This is a genomic window from Kitasatospora sp. NPDC042419, from assembly GCF_056437345.1.
Genome location: NZ_JBWKAW010000005.1, coordinates 112577 through 128237 on the forward strand (window position 1 = coordinate 112577; position 15661 = coordinate 128237).

15 protein-coding genes are annotated in these 15661 nt (G+C 75.5%); 8 read left to right on the forward strand and 7 right to left on the reverse strand.

The window, feature by feature from the left end; genetic code table 11:
• Positions 1–3: 3 nt before the first annotated feature.
• The 4 genes from AC067J_RS12645 to AC067J_RS12660 form a co-directional block, all read right to left on the reverse strand.
• Positions 4–2262 carry a peptidoglycan binding domain-containing protein gene (locus AC067J_RS12645; protein WP_478298371.1) on the reverse strand — a complete coding sequence of 753 codons (2259 nt, stop codon included), beginning with the start codon at positions 2260–2262 and terminating at the stop codon, positions 4–6.
• 237 nt (positions 2263–2499) lie between these two features.
• Positions 2500–2961, reverse strand: a complete 462-nt coding sequence (locus tag AC067J_RS12650) for a DUF6113 family protein (protein ID WP_478298373.1) — start codon at positions 2959–2961, stop codon at positions 2500–2502.
• Entirely contained in the window at positions 2958–3869 is a 912-nt protein-coding gene (gene mshB, locus AC067J_RS12655) for an N-acetyl-1-D-myo-inositol-2-amino-2-deoxy-alpha-D-glucopyranoside deacetylase (protein WP_478298375.1), read from the reverse strand. Before mshB ends, AC067J_RS12650 begins: the two co-directional genes overlap by 4 nt.
• Before the next feature lie 30 nt (positions 3870–3899).
• Entirely contained in the window at positions 3900–4094 is a 195-nt protein-coding gene (locus AC067J_RS12660; protein ID WP_030307746.1) for a DUF2304 family protein, read from the reverse strand.
• A 314-nt stretch (positions 4095–4408) separates the two neighbouring features.
• On the opposite strand from AC067J_RS12660, the gene AC067J_RS12665 reads away from it, so the two are divergent.
• The 6 genes from AC067J_RS12665 (at position 4409) to AC067J_RS12690 (ending at position 10910) form a co-directional block, all read left to right on the forward strand.
• Positions 4409–6562, forward strand: a complete 2154-nt coding sequence (locus AC067J_RS12665) for a S9 family peptidase (protein ID WP_478298378.1) — start codon at positions 4409–4411, stop codon at positions 6560–6562.
• 346 nt (positions 6563–6908) lie between these two features.
• The gene (locus AC067J_RS12670; RefSeq protein ID WP_478298380.1) at positions 6909–7925 is read left to right on the forward strand and encodes an ABC transporter ATP-binding protein; all 1017 of its coding nucleotides are present in this window, start codon (positions 6909–6911) and stop codon (positions 7923–7925) included.
• Entirely contained in the window at positions 7922–8644 is a 723-nt protein-coding gene (locus AC067J_RS12675) for an ABC transporter permease (protein WP_478298381.1), read from the forward strand. The genes AC067J_RS12670 and AC067J_RS12675 overlap by 4 nt, the downstream gene beginning before the upstream one ends.
• Positions 8645–8652: 8 nt before the next feature.
• Positions 8653–9894 carry a sensor histidine kinase gene (locus AC067J_RS12680; protein ID WP_478298383.1) on the forward strand — a complete coding sequence of 414 codons (1242 nt, stop codon included), beginning with the start codon at positions 8653–8655 and terminating at the stop codon, positions 9892–9894.
• A 108-nt stretch (positions 9895–10002) separates the two neighbouring features.
• Complete coding sequence (locus AC067J_RS12685; RefSeq protein ID WP_478298385.1) at positions 10003–10209, forward strand: hypothetical protein; 207 nt, start codon at positions 10003–10005, stop codon at positions 10207–10209.
• Between the two features lie 68 nt (positions 10210–10277).
• Entirely contained in the window at positions 10278–10910 is a 633-nt protein-coding gene (locus AC067J_RS12690; protein ID WP_478298387.1) for a response regulator, read from the forward strand.
• A gap of 37 nt (positions 10911–10947) precedes the next feature.
• On the opposite strand, the gene AC067J_RS12695 is transcribed toward AC067J_RS12690, so the two are convergent.
• Both AC067J_RS12695 and AC067J_RS12700 read right to left on the reverse strand, forming a co-directional pair.
• A complete protein-coding gene (locus tag AC067J_RS12695; protein ID WP_478298388.1) occupies positions 10948–11829 on the reverse strand; it encodes a transglutaminase family protein in 882 nt (293 codons plus the stop codon).
• A 58-nt stretch (positions 11830–11887) separates the two neighbouring features.
• Positions 11888–12907, reverse strand: a complete 1020-nt coding sequence (locus AC067J_RS12700) for a GNAT family N-acetyltransferase (protein ID WP_478298390.1) — start codon at positions 12905–12907, stop codon at positions 11888–11890.
• A gap of 130 nt (positions 12908–13037) precedes the next feature.
• Here AC067J_RS12700 and fdxA point away from each other — a divergent pair, with 130 nt between their 5' ends.
• The gene (gene fdxA / locus AC067J_RS12705) at positions 13038–13364 is read left to right on the forward strand and encodes a ferredoxin (protein ID WP_030459925.1); all 327 of its coding nucleotides are present in this window, start codon (positions 13038–13040) and stop codon (positions 13362–13364) included.
• A gap of 21 nt (positions 13365–13385) precedes the next feature.
• Complete coding sequence (gene dapC, locus AC067J_RS12710; protein ID WP_478298393.1) at positions 13386–14558, forward strand: succinyldiaminopimelate transaminase; 1173 nt, start codon at positions 13386–13388, stop codon at positions 14556–14558.
• A 123-nt stretch (positions 14559–14681) separates the two neighbouring features.
• Here the strand turns inward: dapC and AC067J_RS12715 are convergent, their stop codons facing one another.
• Positions 14682–15467 carry a hypothetical protein gene (locus AC067J_RS12715; RefSeq protein WP_478298394.1) on the reverse strand — a complete coding sequence of 262 codons (786 nt, stop codon included), beginning with the start codon at positions 15465–15467 and terminating at the stop codon, positions 14682–14684.
• Positions 15468–15661 lie beyond the last annotated feature (194 nt).

Consider the following 15661-nt stretch of genomic DNA (forward strand, 5'->3'; position numbering starts at 1 on the left):
CGGTCAGACGGTGAACTTGACGGTGCGGTCCTTCTCGCCGGTCTTGTCCAGCACCGAGGTGATCGCCTCGGCGACGTCCTGCGGGGTGATCGGGACCAGCTGGCCGTTCTTCTTCATCTTGATCTTGTCGAAGACGCCGCCCAGCTGGCCGTTGAGGGCGTCGAGGTCCCACTTGGGCACGATCTTGCCGTTGGCGTCCGGCACCAGGGTCAGCGTCTTGGAGGCGGCCTTCGGGCCGAACTCCCACTTCTTGGCACCGGCCTGGATCCGGATGTTGCCGTTGACCACGGACTTGCCGAGGGTGTCAGCGGCGCCCTGCAGCGCCTGCGGGGAGTTCTTCGGCTGGGCGGCCGTCACGGACAGCGCGACGGGCTGCTCGGACCGGCCGGCGGCGCGGTCGCGGTAGGCCGCGTCGACCAGTTCGACCGCGGAGGCGGAGTCGACGGCCTGGCCGGCCTTGCCGGGCACCACGATGACCTCGCCGGTCTCGCCGAACTTGACGTAGCCCTCCTGCAGGCCCTGGCCGGAGCCGGTGGCCAGGGCGTCCAGGGCGGCCTTGAGCTTGGCCCGGTCCACCTTGACCTCCGGCGGGACGGCCTTCTCGTCGCCCTTGAGCGACTTGAGGACGTCGACCGGGTTGTAGGAGTGCTGGGTGAGCTGGTCGACGGTGGCCGTGGTGTCGAAGCTCAGCCCGGCGGCCGTCGGGTCGAGGTCCAGCGTCTGGTCGCCGACCTTCAGCTTGACCGGCTGCCGGCCGGCCTTGCCGACGGTCTCGTCGAGCTGGTGGATGGCCTGGTCGCGGTTGCTGCCGCCGATGTCGGTACCGAGGACGACGGTGCCCTTGGGGATGTCGGACTGGTTCAGCATCAGGCCGGTGCCGTACGCGGCGGCGCCGAGGAAGAGCACGCCGACGACGGCGTAGGTGCCGAGCTTGACCAGCTTCTTGGCCGCGCTCGGCTTCCGCTTGGCGGGAGCGGAGGCGGTGGCGGGCTTGGGGGCGGCCGGCTGCGGTGCGGGAACCGGGGCCGGGCCGGGGGCGGGTGCACCGGCGTCCGGGCCGCCGTGCGGCGGCAGGCCGGGTGCGGCGGCGCCGAAGGGGTCGGCCGGCGCGGCGTCGAAGGGGGCGCCGGGCTCGCCCTGGCGGAGGGGGGCGCCGGGGAAGAGGCCGGCGGGGGCCGGTGCGCCGTTCGGGCCGGCGGCCGGCGGGCGCTGGGCGGCGAACGGGTCGGCGCCGGCCGGGGCGGAGGCGAACAGGCCGGGCTGCGGGGCGCCGTTCGGGGCGCCGGCGCCGCCGGGCGCGCCGGGTATGGCGGTGGGCGGGGCGTCGTCGCGGATCGGCGCGAAGCCGTCGACCGAGGTGTCCTCGGGGTTCGCCGCGCCGGGCCGGCCGGGCAGCGGGCGGCCGGAGCCCTGCGGAGCACGGCCGGCGGCGCCGGGCCCGGGGGCGAACGGGTCGGCGGGGCCGTGGGCGAACGGGTCGGCCGGGGCGTCCGCGTAGACACCGGCCTCCTCGGCCGGGAGCTCAGGCCCGGCGCCGAACGGCGAGGCGGGCGTACCGGTCGGGCGCGGGGCCGGGGCCGGGGCCTGGGCCTGGGAGGGCACCGGGCGGCCGTTCGGGCGGGCCGCACCGGGGCGGCCGGCGTTCGGCCGGCTGCCGTTCGGCTGGGCGCCGTTGCGCCGTGGACCGGCGTCGGCGGCGGGCGCGGGAGTGGGCGCGGGGGCGGCCGGGGCGGCGGCCGCCGCGCCCGGGGCGCCGACCGGAGCCGGAGCCGGGGCGTCGCCGGCCTTCTTCTGCCGCGGCCGGAACCACGCGCCGGTCGACTCGGCCTCGGAGGTGGCCGGCGGGATCTGCCACTCCGGCGGCAGGTTCGGCGGGGTCGCGGTGCGGGCGGCACCGTCCATCACGCCGAGCACCGGGGAGGAGGGCGCGGCGGAGCGGTGCCGGGGGCCGGCGGGCTCGGCGGGCGCGGGCGCCGGGGCGTCCTCGCCCGGGCCGTCCTCGTTCTTGACGGCGCTGCGGACCACCACCGGCGGGATCGGGCGCGAGCCGGGGATGTTGATCCGGACGCGGGTGGTGAGGGTGGTCTCGGTCTTCGGGCTCTCGTCGTCGCCCTCCGGAGCCGAGCCGTCGGCCCCGCCGGCACCCGCGCGGTCGCCGCCGGGGAAACCCGGTGTGCCGTAGGGCGGGGTGCCCGACGGGTAGGCGTCCGGGCCCGTGCGCCGAGGCGTCGGGTGGGCGTTCTCAGATTCGCGGCTGCTCAATGCTGCTCTGCTCCGGGTTCGCGGGCCGGGCCGTGCGGCGCGACCGCGGTCGTCGGCGCCGGGCCTGGCGGGCGGCGTCGGGTACGGCGTTCTGCGGCACCACCATACTGGGAAGAACTGAGCGGTGAACCGGTTCGGATAGAACCCGATACGTCCGGTTCCTCCGGTATGAGAGTACGGCCGGGTGGTCCTGACTGCTCGTCGTACCGGCCCACCGTACGCGGCCCGGTGGGCCGGTCAGCGCGGCGGGCCGGGCACTCCGGGGAACCAGCTGGTCCGGGTCGGCAGGGTGGCGCAGATCACGCCCAGGATCGAGCCGACGAACAGCCAGGCGAGCGACGTGGCATTGGTCCAGAGCACATTGTCGCCCTCCGGCCGGGGCACCATCAGCAGCAGCAGGGCGAGGAACCAGCCGGCCGCCGGCACCGCCGCGCCGAGCCGGGTCCCGGTCACCCGCAGGCCGCCGTAGAAGGTCGCGGCGGTGGCGGCCAGCGCCAACAGGACCCCCACGGGCGGCCACAAGGCCTGCACAAACGCTCCGCACACCGAGACGGCGATGCCCAGCGGGAAGAACAGGACATAGGCCGCGATCCGGGCGATACGCGGGGGCTGGGACTCCTTCAGCCGCTCCTCCCGGGTGCCGAGGACGGCCGCCGGGATCGAGCGGCGCTGCGGCCGGGCGTCGGCGGGCGCGGTCATCGGGCATCCTCCTGGGGGAGCGCGTGAGCGGCCTCGTCGAGGCCGGCGAAGAGGTCGTCCTCCGGCAGCCGCGGACCGGCCTGGCCGCGTACCAGCTGGTAGTACTCGGTCGCGACCAGCGGCTGGCCGAGGTCGTTGGAGAGCGCGAAGAAGGCGCCGTCCACGGTGATCTGGGTGGCGTGCGCGGCCATCGCGGCGGCCTTGCGACCCGCGTACGCGGCGCCGTCCAGCACGGTGGTGACCACCTCGTCGGCGACCACCCCGGGGACGTCGGCGGGCTTCGCCACGCCCGGGAACGGCGCCCGGGCGGCGGCCTCGGCGAGGCCCTGCTCGATCACCGAGCGGGGCATCCGGTTCCAGTACACCTTGGCGATCCGCCAGGGCGCGCCCAGCTCGGGCCGGTAGGCGCCGTCGGCGGCCAGCTCGTACGCGCGCATCGCGACCCGGTGCGCCTGGACGTGGTCCGGGTGCCCGTAGCCGCCGTCCTCGTCGTAGGTGACCAGGACCTGCGGGCGCACCTCGCGGACCACCGCGACCAGCCACCCGGCCGCCTCGTCCACGTCGGCCCGCCAGAAGCAGCCGGGCACGTCGTTGTCGGGCACGCCCATCATCCCGGAGTCGCGGTAGCGCCCCGGGCCGCCCAGGAAGCGGAAGTCGGTGACCCCCAGCGCGCCCATGGCCTCGGTCAGCTCGCCGATCCGGTACGCGCCGAGGGTGTCCTCCCGATCGGCCGTCAGGTGGGCCAGCTCCGGCGGGATCACCTCGCCGCCCTCGCCGAGGGTGCAGGTCACCAGGGTGACGCGGGCGCCCTCGGCGGCGTACCTGGCCATCGTGGCGCCGTTGCCGATCGACTCGTCGTCGGGATGGGCGTGCACCAGGAGCAGGCGGCGGCCGGCAGTCACGGTCATGGGAGCAGCCTAACGACCGGCCGCCCGGGGTCAGAGCTTCAGGCCGTTGATCATCCCGGCGAGGTTGCTGGTGACCTGGCTGATCGAGGGGGCGATGGAGCTGGACGCCAGGTAGAAGCCGAGCAGCGCGCAGACGATGGCGTGCGCGAGCTTCAGGCCGGAGCGGCGGATCAGCACCACCACGATGACCAGCATCAGCATGGCTGCGGAGATGGACAAAGCCATGGCGGCTCACACCCCTTCTCGGGTGCGCCGCCCCCGGGGGAGGGCGGCGGTCGGGACCGTGCGGGACTTGCGGTCGGGTGACCGGGGCCGGGACGGGGCCCGACGATCACTCGCTGGACCAGTCATACCCGATGGGTGAGGGGATCATTACGGTCGGTGAGTCCGCACGCCCCGGGGCACAGGGGCACCACTGGGGCGCATGGGCCGGTCGGAGGGGGTGCGGGCCCCTTCCGGGCGCATGTGCGCCCGATGCTCCGAACGAGTGATCACCGGCAGCCGGACGGCGGCACCCCCAGGTCGTAGGGTCAGGTGTCATGACCACCCATACCCCAGCGGACACCTTCCCGAGGCAGTACGCGCGCACCCTGCGCTACACCGTCGGCGCGCCCCGGTCGTTCTCCGTCGCACCCGACGGCTCCCGGGTCGTCTTCCTGCGCTCGCGGTCCGGCAGCGACCGCGCCAACCTGCTCTGGAGCCTCGACACGGCCACCGGCGAGGAGCGGATCGCCGCCGACCCGGCCGCCCTGCTCGGCGGCGGCGAGGAGGACCTCTCCCCGGCCGAGAAGGCCCGTCGCGAGCGCAGCCGCGAGGGCTCGGCCGGCATCGTCGGCTACGCCCTGGACGGCACCGGCCGGCTCGCCGCCTTCGCCCTCTCCGGCCGCCTCTTCACCGCGGACCTCGTCGACGGCAGCACGGCCGAGCTGCCGGCCGAGGGCCCGCTGCTCGACCCGCGCCCCTCCCCGGACGGCACCCACGTCGCGTACGCCAACACCGCCGGGGAGCTGCGGCTCACCCGCACCGACGGGACGGCCGACCGCGCCCTCGTCCGGCCCGACGGCCCCAACGTGACCTGGGGTCAGGCCGAGTTCATCGCCCAGGAGGAGATGGGCCGGGACCGCGGCTACTGGTGGTCCCCGGACGGCGACCGGCTGCTGGTCGAGCGGGCCGACGACACCCCGGTGCGGCGCTGGTGGATCGCCGACCCGGCCAACCCCGACCGCGAGCCCGCCGAGGTCGCCTACCCGGCCGCCGGCACCGCCGACGCCGAGGTCGGCCTCTGGGTGCTCGACCTGGACGGCACCCGCACCGAGGTGGTCTGGGACCGCGCCGCCTTCCCGTACCTGGCCAGGGTGCACTGGTCGCAGGGCGGCGTGCCGCTGCTGCTCGTCCAGGCCCGCGACCAGCGCAGCCAGCGGATCCTCGGCGTGGATGTCACCACCGGCGCCACCGAGCTGCTGCACGAGGAGCGGGACGACGTCTGGCTGGAGCTCTTCCAGGGCGTGCCCGCCTGGACGCCGGACGGCAAGCTGGTCCGGATCTCCGACGAGTCGGGGGCGCGGACGCTGGTGGTCGGCGACCAGGCCGTCACCGGGACCGACCTGCACCTGCGGTCGGTGCTCGCGGTCACCGCCGACGAGGTGTTCTTCACCGCCTCCGGCGGCGCCGACGAGACCGACCCGGAGCCCGGCTGGATCGCCGCCGGCCGGATCAGCCACGACGGCAAGCGGCTCTCCTGGGAGGCCGCCAACGGACGGCCGTTCACCTCCGTCACCACCGCCGTGCACGCGGCCGGCATCACCGTGCGGGCCACCGCCGAACCGGACCTGCCCGGCACGCTGGTGCAGGTCGCCCGGGACCTGCCGGAGGGCGTGGTGGTGGACGACATCGCCACCATCGCCTCCTACGCCGAGACCCCGGTGATCACCGCCCGCCCGGTCTTCCGCTTCGCCGGTGAGCGCCGCATCCCCGCCGCGGTCTTCCTGCCGACCGGCTACGACCGCGAGCGGGACGGCCTGCTGCCGGTCCTGATGGACCCGTACGGCGGCCCGCACGGCCAGCGCGTCGTCCAGGCGCACAACCCGCACCTCAACTCGCAGTGGTTCGCCGACCAGGGCTTCGCGGTGGTCGTCGCCGACGGGCGCGGCACCCCCGGGCGCGGACCGGCGTGGGAGAAGTCGATCGCCTTCGACTTCGCCGGCGCCACCCTGGACGACCAGGTCGAGGCGCTCCAGGCGCTCGCCGGGGAGTTCCCGCTCGACCTCGGCCGGGTCGCCGTCCGCGGCTGGTCGTACGGCGGCTACCTCTCCGCCCTCGCCGTGCTGCGCCGGCCGGACGTCTTCCACGTGGCGGTGGCGGGCGCCCCGGTCACCGACTGGGAGCTGTACGACACCCACTACACCGAGCGCTACCTCGGCCACCCCGCCGAGCGGCCCGAGGTGTACGCGGCCAACTCGCTGACCGGCTACGCGGCCGGGCTGGAGCGGCCGCTGATGATCATCCACGGCCTGGCCGACGACAACGTGGTGGCCGCGCACACCCTGCGGCTCTCCTCGGCGCTGCTCGCGGCCGGCCGGCCGCACGTGGTGCTCCCGCTGTCGGGCGTCACCCACATGACGCCGCAGGAGGAGGTCGCGGAGAACCTGCTGCTGCTCCAGGTCGACTTCGTGAAGAAGTCGCTCGGGATCTGAGCCCCGGAGGCGCGCGGGGTGAGGGGGAGCGGGGTCGGACCAGGGAACCCGGGCCCGCGGACGAGCGGTGCCGGGGCATGCCCATACCGCTCCCCCTCGGCCGCGTGTGCCCGCAGGGGTCGATCTGTCCGGCCGTTGCGGGAGAACGCTAGCCGCCGCCTCCGACAACGGCCGGAGAACCGCCCTGACCTGCGGCTTCGGAGGCCGGTACCCGTGACACGGGTACCGGCCTCCGGCATGACGGATGTCATGCCGAAGGCACGACGGCGGCCACTGCCGCCGCACCCCGGCCGCGCGGGACTCTGAGGTGGTGCGAACGACACCACCAGGGGAGAGGACGGGGACGATGGACACGGAGGTGGCGGCCTTCCGGGGCGTCAGCAAGAGTTACGGACGGGTGCGGGCCGTGGACGGCCTCGACCTCGTCCTGCGGCCGGGCGAGACGGTGGCCCTGCTCGGCCCGAACGGCGCCGGCAAGTCCAGCAGCCTCGACCTGCTGCTCGGCCTGCGCGAACCCGACCACGGCACCGTGACGCTGTTCGGCGGCACGCCGCGCGCCGCGATCGCGGCCGGCCGGGTCGGCGCGATGCTGCAGAGCGGCGGGCTGATGGCCGACGTCAAGGTGCGCGAGCTGGTCAGGCTGGCCTGTGACGTGCACCCCCGCGGCCGGGCCGTCGGCGAGGTGCTGACCGACGCCGGGATCGGGGAACTGGCCGAGCGCCGGGTCGACAGGCTCTCCGGCGGCCAGGAGCAGCGGGTCCGCTTCGCGCTCGCCATCGCCGGCGCCAACGACCTGATCGTCCTCGACGAGCCCACCACCGGCATGGACGTCTCGGTCCGGCAGTCCTTCTGGGCGAGCATGCGGGCACAGGCCGACGCCGGCCGCACGGTGCTCTTCGCCACCCACTACCTGGAGGAGGCGGACTCGATCGCCGACCGGGTCCTCGTCCTGCACCGCGGCCGGCTGATCGCCGACGGCACGTCCGCCGAGATCAAGGCCCGGGCCGGCGCCCGCCGGATCACCTTCGAACTGGACGACGCGGACGGCCCGTTCGACGAGGCGGTGCTGCGCAGGCTGCCCGGAGTGCTGGCGCTGGACGTCTCCGCCCGCGTCCCCGGGGTGCGGACGGTGCGGATCCGGACCGCCGACGCGGACGCCGACGTCGCCTGCCTCTACCGGGCGGGCCTCCACCCGCGCGGCCTGGAGGTCACCGGGCTGGGCCTGGAGCAGGCCTTCCTGACCATCACCGGCGAGCAGGACCACGAGGACGCCCCGACCGGCGCGGACCGGACCGGCGCGAACGCGAACGGCGTGAACGCGAACGGCGTGTACCCGACCGGCGCGAAGGAGACCGTGCGATGACCACCCTGATCCTGCTGGAGATCGTCCGCACCCTGCGGAACCGCAAGTACCTGCTGTTCACCGTCCTCTACCCGGCGCTGATGTACTTCTTCTTCATCAACGCCTACGACACCGGGAAGCTCGCCGGCGGCCTGCCGGTGAAGACCTACTTCATGGTGTCGATGGCCACCTTCGGCGCCGTCGGCGGCGTGCTGACCGGCGGCGCGCAGCGGATCGCGCTGGAGCGCAGGACCGGCTGGGTGCGGCAGCTGCGGCTCACCGCGCTGCCCGGCCGGGCGTACACGGTCGCCAAGATCGCGGCGAGCGCGGTGACCACGCTGCCCGCGATCCTGGTGGTCTTCGCGGTCGGCGCGAGCCAGGGCGTGCGGCTGGCGGCGGCGGACTGGGCCGGCCTGGCGCTGGCGCTCTGGCTGGGCAGCTTCGTCTTCGCGGCGCTCGGCGTGGCGCTCGGGTACGCGGCGGCGCCGGACTCGGTGCAGACCATCGTGATGATCGCCTACATGGCGATGGCGCTGTTCGGCGGCACCTGGTTCCCGGTGACCGGCTCGCTGGAGGCGTTCGCCCGCTTCAACCCGGTGTACCTGTACAACCGGCTGGCCACCTTCACCGAGCCCGGGCACGGTCTCGACCTCGCGGCGGTGGCCGGGCTGGGCGGCTTCCTGGTGCTGTTCGTCGCGGCCGCCGCCGCGTTGTACCGGCGGGACACCCGGCAGGCATGATGGCGCCCATGCCGGACCCGCGCCACGCCCACCGCTCCGACGGCCCGCCGGAGGCGGGCACGGCGCGCACCTTCCGCAACATCCCGGGCGCGACGGTGGAGACCAGGCGGCAGATGCTGGTCAAGGTCTGCTGGATGCTGCTCTGGATGATCTACCTGGCCTACCCGGTGCGCGACCTGCTGGCGGGCGGACACTCGGCCGCCGCGACGGTGGCCGGCTGGCTGGCGCTGGCCGCGTACGTGGCCGGGTACATCAGCCTGGTGGTCTTCCGCTCGATGGCGGGGATGCGGCCGCGGGCCTGCCAGGCCCTGGTCGGCGCGCTGGTGGTGATCGCGATCGCCACCACCTTCGGCCTCGGCACCGCCTTCCTGACGCTGTTCACCTACGCCTCGGTGGCCGTCGCGATCATCGCCCCCGCGCGGTTCGCGCTCGGCGTGGTCGGCGGCACGGCCGGGCTCGCCGTCCTGGTCGGCGTGGCCGCCGGGGTCGCGGCGGGCGACATCCCGACCGTCGCGCTGACCTCCTTCCTCGCCGGCGCCGCGATGACCGGACTGCAGCGGCTGGTCGCCACCATGCGCGAGCTGCGCGAGGCCCGGGCCGCCGTCGCCCACCTCGCCGCCTCCGAGGAGCGGCTGAGGCTCGCCCGCGACCTGCACGACCTGCTCGGGCACTCGCTCTCGCTGATCACCCTGAAGAGCGAGCTGGCCGGCCGGTTCATGGACGCCGGGAAGGACGAGGCGGCGCGGGCGCAGGTCGCCGACATCGAGAAGGTCGCCCGGCAGTCGCTGGTCGACGTCCGGGAGGCGGTGACCGGGTTCCGCCGGCCGACCCTGCCGGTCGAGCTGGCGGCCGCCCGCACCGCGCTGGCGGCCGCGCAGGTCGCCCTGGAGGCGGCGCCCGAACTCGCCGACGCCTGGCCGGGGCTGGCCGCCGAGGAGGCCGGGGCGCTGGCCTGGGCGCTGCGCGAGGCGGTCACCAACGTGGTCCGGCACGGCGAGGGCGCCACCGTCTGCAGGGTGACCGCGGACGAGCTGTGGGAGGGCGACGGCGAGCGGTACGCCGTACTGGAGATCGCCGACGACGGGGCCGGGCCGGGCAAGTCCGTGCCGGGGAACGGGCTGTCCGGGCTGGACGAGCGGCTGGCGCTGGTCGGCGGGCGGCTGGAGACCGGGCCGGGCGCGCGCGGGAAGGGGTTCCGCCTGCGGGCGCTGGTGCCGCTGCGGACGGCCGCCGTCCCGGCCTCACCGTAGGGCCCCTGCCCCCGGAGCCCCGGGGCGGTTGCTGCGGGCGGCGGAACTCTCGGTGCCGCCGCCCCGGCTGCGGCGCCGGTGGCCGGGGCGGCGGGCAGCATGACGGGCATGTCGAAGCCTGCCGTGCTGGTGCTCGTCGTCCTGCTCGTCGCGCTGATCCCCTGCGCCGCCCTCACCGAGGCCGGGGGACCGGACGCGGGGGCGTGCACGGTCGGCTCCTTCTCGTACGGGCCGCTCGACGGCCCGGTGCCCGCCCTGCCGGGCTGCCGGCCCGCGGCCCCCGCCCGGCCGGCGCCCGCCGACCGGCCCCGGTGAACCGGCGGGCGCGGGGCCGCGGGCCACCGCCCCGGAGCGGTCGCGGCAACGCCGTAGGGTCGGGCGGTATGACTGACATTCAGAGCGGCGGCCCCTCCGTCCGGGTGCTGCTGGCGGAGGACCAGGGGATGGTCCGGGAGGCGCTGGCGGCGCTGCTCGGACTGGAGGGGGACATCGACGTCGTCGCCCAGGTGGGGCGCGGCGACGAGGTGGTGGACGCGGCGGTCGCGCACGACGTCCAGGTGGCCGTGCTGGACATCGAGATGCCGGGGATGACCGGCATCGAGGCGGCGGCGCTGCTGCGCGAGCGGCGGCCGCAGACGAAGGTGGTCATCGCGACGACCTTCGGCCGGCCCGGCTACCTGCGGCGGGCGATGGAGTCGGGCGCGGACGCGTTCCTGGTGAAGGACGCGCCGGCGGCCGAACTGGCCGAGGCGATCCGCCGGGTGCTGCGCGGCGAGCGGGTGATCGACCCGGTGCTGGCCGCCGCCGCGCTCGCCGAGGGGGCCAACCCGCTGACGGCCCGCGAGCGGGACGTGCTGGCGGCCGCGGCGGACGGCGCGGTGAACGCGGAGATCGCGAAGCGGCTGCACCTCTCCGAGGGGACGGTGCGCAACTACCTGTCGATGGCGATCCAGAAGACCGAGGCCCGCAACCGCACCGAGGCGGTCCGGATCGCCCGCGAGAAGGGCTGGCTGTAGGACGCCTGCGGCCGACGCCTCCGGCCCGCCCGGCCGCTCAGTTCAGCCTGTGCCGGGCCGCCCGGGCGTCCTGGCGGACCTTGGCGGCCGTGTCCGGGTCGAAGGCGTCCAGGATCTCGGCGTACTCGTCCATCTCCTCGGCCCCGCCCAGGAAGTCGCCGGTGCGGACCAGCAGCTCCGCCCGTTCCAGCCGGAGCTGGGCGGGGTGGCGGGGGAGGAGCAGGGCGAGTTCGGTGGCCCAGAGCTGGGTGCGGGCGTGTTCGGGGCGGTCGGCGGCCCAGACCCGGATGTTGCCGAGCACCCGCAGCACGATGTCCAGCGGCGGCGCGGGGGTGAGCAGTTCGGCGGTGAACTCGTGCCCGGTGGCGCGGACCAGTTCCGCCGCGTCCGGCAGGTCGAGCAGCCGGCCGCCGTGGAACGGGTCGGCCAGCACGTAGTCCTCGCCGCCGGCGGGGCCGCCGACCGCGACGATGAAGTGGCCGGGCAGGGCGATCCCGTGCACGGCGAGCCCGGCCCGCCGGCCGACGGCCATCCAGACCAGCGCGAGCATGATCGGCAGCCCGCGGCGGCGCCGCAGCACGTCGGGCAGCAGCGAGGACTCCAGCCGCCGGTAGTCGGACTTCCGTCCGTGGAACCGCTCCCGGCCGCCGAGGACGGCGGCCAGCAGGGCCGCGGTCTCCTCCGGCCCCGCCGGGGCCCGTTCGGCGACGGCGAGCCGGACCGCGGCCGCGTGCCGTTCGAGCGCGGCCTCGCAGGCGGCGAGCAGGGCCGCGAGGGCGGGCGGACCCGGCAGGTCGTCCGGGTCGTCCGGGTCGGGGGCGCGGGTGTGCTCGGCGGCCGCGAGCAGGCAGAGCAGCACCGGATCGGGGTGCTCGGCCCGGGCCTCGGTCCGGAAGCGTGCTCTGCTCTGCTCGGTCACAGTGGCTGCGGCGGCTTTCTGGGGACGGGCGGACAATCAGGCGGGTCACGCGTGGGCGCTACCCCTGGGGGAGGCGCGCGTAGTGGTAAGTGTGACTGGTCGTGAAGCCGAGTCCGTCATAGAGCGCGACGGCGCCGTCGTTCTCCGCCTCGACCTGCAGGTACCCGCCGGTGGCGCCCTCCTCGGCGGCCCGGGCGGCGAGCACCGCCATCAGCGCGGTGGCCAGTCCGGCCCGCCGCGCGTGGGCGGCGACCTCGACCGCGCCGAAGCAGGCCCAGGCACCGTCGACGACGCAGCGCCCGATCGCCAGCGGCGGCCGGCCCTCGGCCCCGGGCACGCTCGCGAACCAGACCGACGGCCCGCCGTGGATCACCCGCAGGGCCGCCTCCTCCACCGTCGGGTCGCCGCCGGCCCGCCGGTACAGCGACAGCCACTGCGGCCCGGCCGTCCGGGACAGCCGCACCCGCCCGACGGCCGCGGGGGCGCCCGCCCGGGCGAGCCCGGCCAGCGGCACGACCCGCACCAGGGTCGGCGAGTACGCCGCGCCCAGCCGGTCCAGCTCGGCGCGCAGCCGCTCCGGCGAGCCGGGCGTGGACACCTCGACCCAGGCGGGCAGCCCGCGCGCCGCGTACCAGGCGCGGACGGCCGCGAGCGCCTCGTCGAGCGGGAGCCCGGGGTCGCCGAGCGCCTGGACGGAGTTGGCCCGCCGGGTGAACCCGGCCGACGCCCGGAGCGTCCACGCACCGAGCGGCTCCTGCTCGACGGCGGGCCAGCCGCGTGCGGCGATCCGCTGGAGTTCGACCGGAGCGGTGGCCGGCAGCGGGGCACGGCGGGCCGGGAAGAGCGGCACGACCTTGCCCGCGACGAGCAGCCGTTCGTCGAAGGAGACCGGATCGCCGCTCCGCGGGACGACGGTCAGCCCCCGGTCGTCCCAGGATGCGAGCACGCCGATCACATCGCGGAACTCGGGCCGGTCGTCCACGAAGCCCGAGACACGCCGGACGGAGACCCGTCGGCCCACGTCCGTACGGTCCATCCGGACTTCCGGACGGTCCTGAACCGGCCCTTCGGCGGCCATCTGGGCACCTCCTGTGCATTTGCGGTCTCCGACCCGCGATACTAGGGGCGGGCATCGACGACGCCGCGCTCACCCGCGCACGCGAGAAAACAGAATGGGCCGACGTGCCCTTCCGAGGAGGAACGACAGCGTGACCTACGTCATCGCGCAGCCTTGTGTCGACGTCAAGGACAAGGCGTGCATCGAAGAGTGCCCGGTTGACTGCATCTACGAGGGCGAGCGATCGCTCTACATCCACCCGGATGAGTGTGTCGACTGTGGCGCTTGTGAGCCGGTCTGCCCGGTCGAGGCGATCTTCTACGAGGACGACACGCCGGAGGAGTGGAAGGACTACTACAAGGCGAACGTCGAGTTCTTCGACGACCTCGGTTCGCCCGGTGGTGCGTCCAAGCTCGGTCTGATCGAGCGCGACCACCCGTTCATCGCCGCTCTGCCGCCGCAGAACGCCGAGCACTGACCGATCGGTGGCAACTGAGCTGTGACTACCAAGAACAGCACGCACGCGCCGTTCCCGGGCCACCCGGGAGCGGCGCGCCGCGTTTCGGACCTCCTGCCGGTCTTCCCCTGGGACAAGCTGGAGCCGTACAAGAAGACCGCCCTCGCCCACCCCGGCGGGCTCTGCGACTTCTCGGTGGGGACGCCGGTCGACCCGGTGCCCGAGGTGGTGCAGAAGGCGCTCGCCGCCGCCACCGACACCCCCGGCTACCCGACCGTCTGGGGCCCGGTGGAGCTCCGCGAGGCGATCGCCGGCTGGCTGCACCGCCGGGTCGGCGCCGAGATCGGCCCGCAGGCCGTGCTGCCGACCGTCGGCTCCAAGGAGCTGGTGGCCTGGCTGCCGACCCAGCTCGGCCTCGGCCCCGGCGACCAGGTCGCCTACCCGCGGCTGGCCTACCCGACGTACGAGGTGGGCGCCCGGCTCTGCGGCGCCGAGCCGGTGGAGTACGACTCGGTGGACGAGCTGGACGGTTCGCGGGTCCGCCTGATCTGGGTCAACTCGCCGTCCAACCCGACCGGTCGGGTGCTCGGCAAGGAGGAGCTGCGCCGCACGGTCGCGTGGGCGCGGGAGCACCGGGCGCTGCTGGTCAGCGACGAGTGCTACCTGGAGCTGGGCTGGGAGGCCGACCCGGCCTCCGTCCTGCACCCGGACGTCTGCGGGGCCGCCGACGACGGCCGGCAGCACGAGGGCCTGCTGGCCGTCCACTCGCTGTCCAAGCGCTCCAACCTGGCCGGCTACCGCGCCTCCTTCGTGGCGGGCGACCCGGTGGTGGTCGGGGAGCTGCTGGAGGTGCGCAAGCACGGCGGCATGATCGTGCCGGCGCCGGTCCAGGCGGCGACGGCCGCGGCGCTGTCGGACGACGCGCACGTGGCCGAGCAGCGGGAGCGGTACGCGGCCCGGCGCGCGGCGCTGCGGGCGGCGCTGGAGGCGTACGGGTTCCGGGTCGAGCACTCGGAGGCGAGCCTGTACCTGTGGGCGACCCAGGACCGGCCGTGCTGGGAGACGGTGGCCGAACTGGCCGCGCTGGGCATCCTGGTCGCGCCGGGCGACTTCTACGGGCCGGCCGGCGGGCGGTTCGTCCGGGTCGCCTTCACCGCGACCGACGAGCGGGTCGCCGCGGCCGTGGAGCGGCTGAACGCGGCGGCCGCCGGGTAGTCGGCGCGGTCCGTGCGAGGCCGTCGTACGGACCGCCGTCGTAGGGACCGCCGTCGTACGGACCGCGCGAGGGGCCGGCGTCCCGATCGGACGCCGGCCCCTCGCGCGTGCGGCGGGCGGGGGTCAGCCGATCGGCAGGCCGCCGAGCGAGCCGCCGTTGACGCCGCCGAGCAGGCTGCCGATCGGGCCGGTGAGACCGGTCAGGCCGTTCAGCGGGCTGTTCGGGCCGAGGTCGGCGCCGCCCAGGCGGTTGGCGGAGCCGTGCTCGGCCAGGCCGAGCACGTCGGCGCCCGGCAGGTCGGCCGGGAGGCCGCCGGGGAGGGCGCGGGTGACGGCGCCGAGCGGGAGCGCGTCGGTGACGGTGCTGGTGCTGGGGACGGCGCTGGTGAGGCCCGAGGCGCCGGGGACGGCCTGGGTGACGGCGCCGGCCTGGGAGAGCCCGCCGACCGGGTTGGCGCCGGCGCCGGCGCTGCGCGGGGCGGCGCCGTGGCCGGTGACGGCCTCGCCGAGCTTGCCGGCCAGGGCCTTGGCGACCTTCGGGGTGACGCCGGAGAGCTGGCCGGTGACGGCGGCGGTCTGGTCGACCGGGGCCGTCAGCGAGCTGGCCTTCTCGTTGGCCTCGGGGAGCTGCTGCGCGACGATGTTGCCGGTGGCGTCGGCGGTGGCGGGGACGCCCGCGGCGACGGTGGCGGCGCCGGTGTTCCCGGCCGCCTGGCCCAGCTCGTGGGTGGTGTGCTGGAGGGTGGAACCCGTGTCGGTGTTGGTCAGCTGGCCCAGCGGCGCGGCCAGGTCGCTCTTGGGCAGCAGCGCGTCGGCGGCGGACGCGGAGCCGGCTGCGACCAGCGGGGTCGCGCCGGCCGCCACGAGCAGCGCGGCCTGGGCGATCCGGCGCGTGAGGGGGTGAGACATGGGGCTCCTCGAAGGGGTCTGGTGTCCGTCTCGTCCGCCGGGCGGACGACGTTGTTACCGCTTGAGAAGCCAGAAGGTTTCGGTCGGTGCAAGGAAAGCGTCGCGCCGACCATCGGATGGTAGGACCGCGCTCGGGCCCGGTCCGGAGGTCGGACCGGAGCCCTGCGGAGACGGCGGGGCAAGGGGAGTGACGG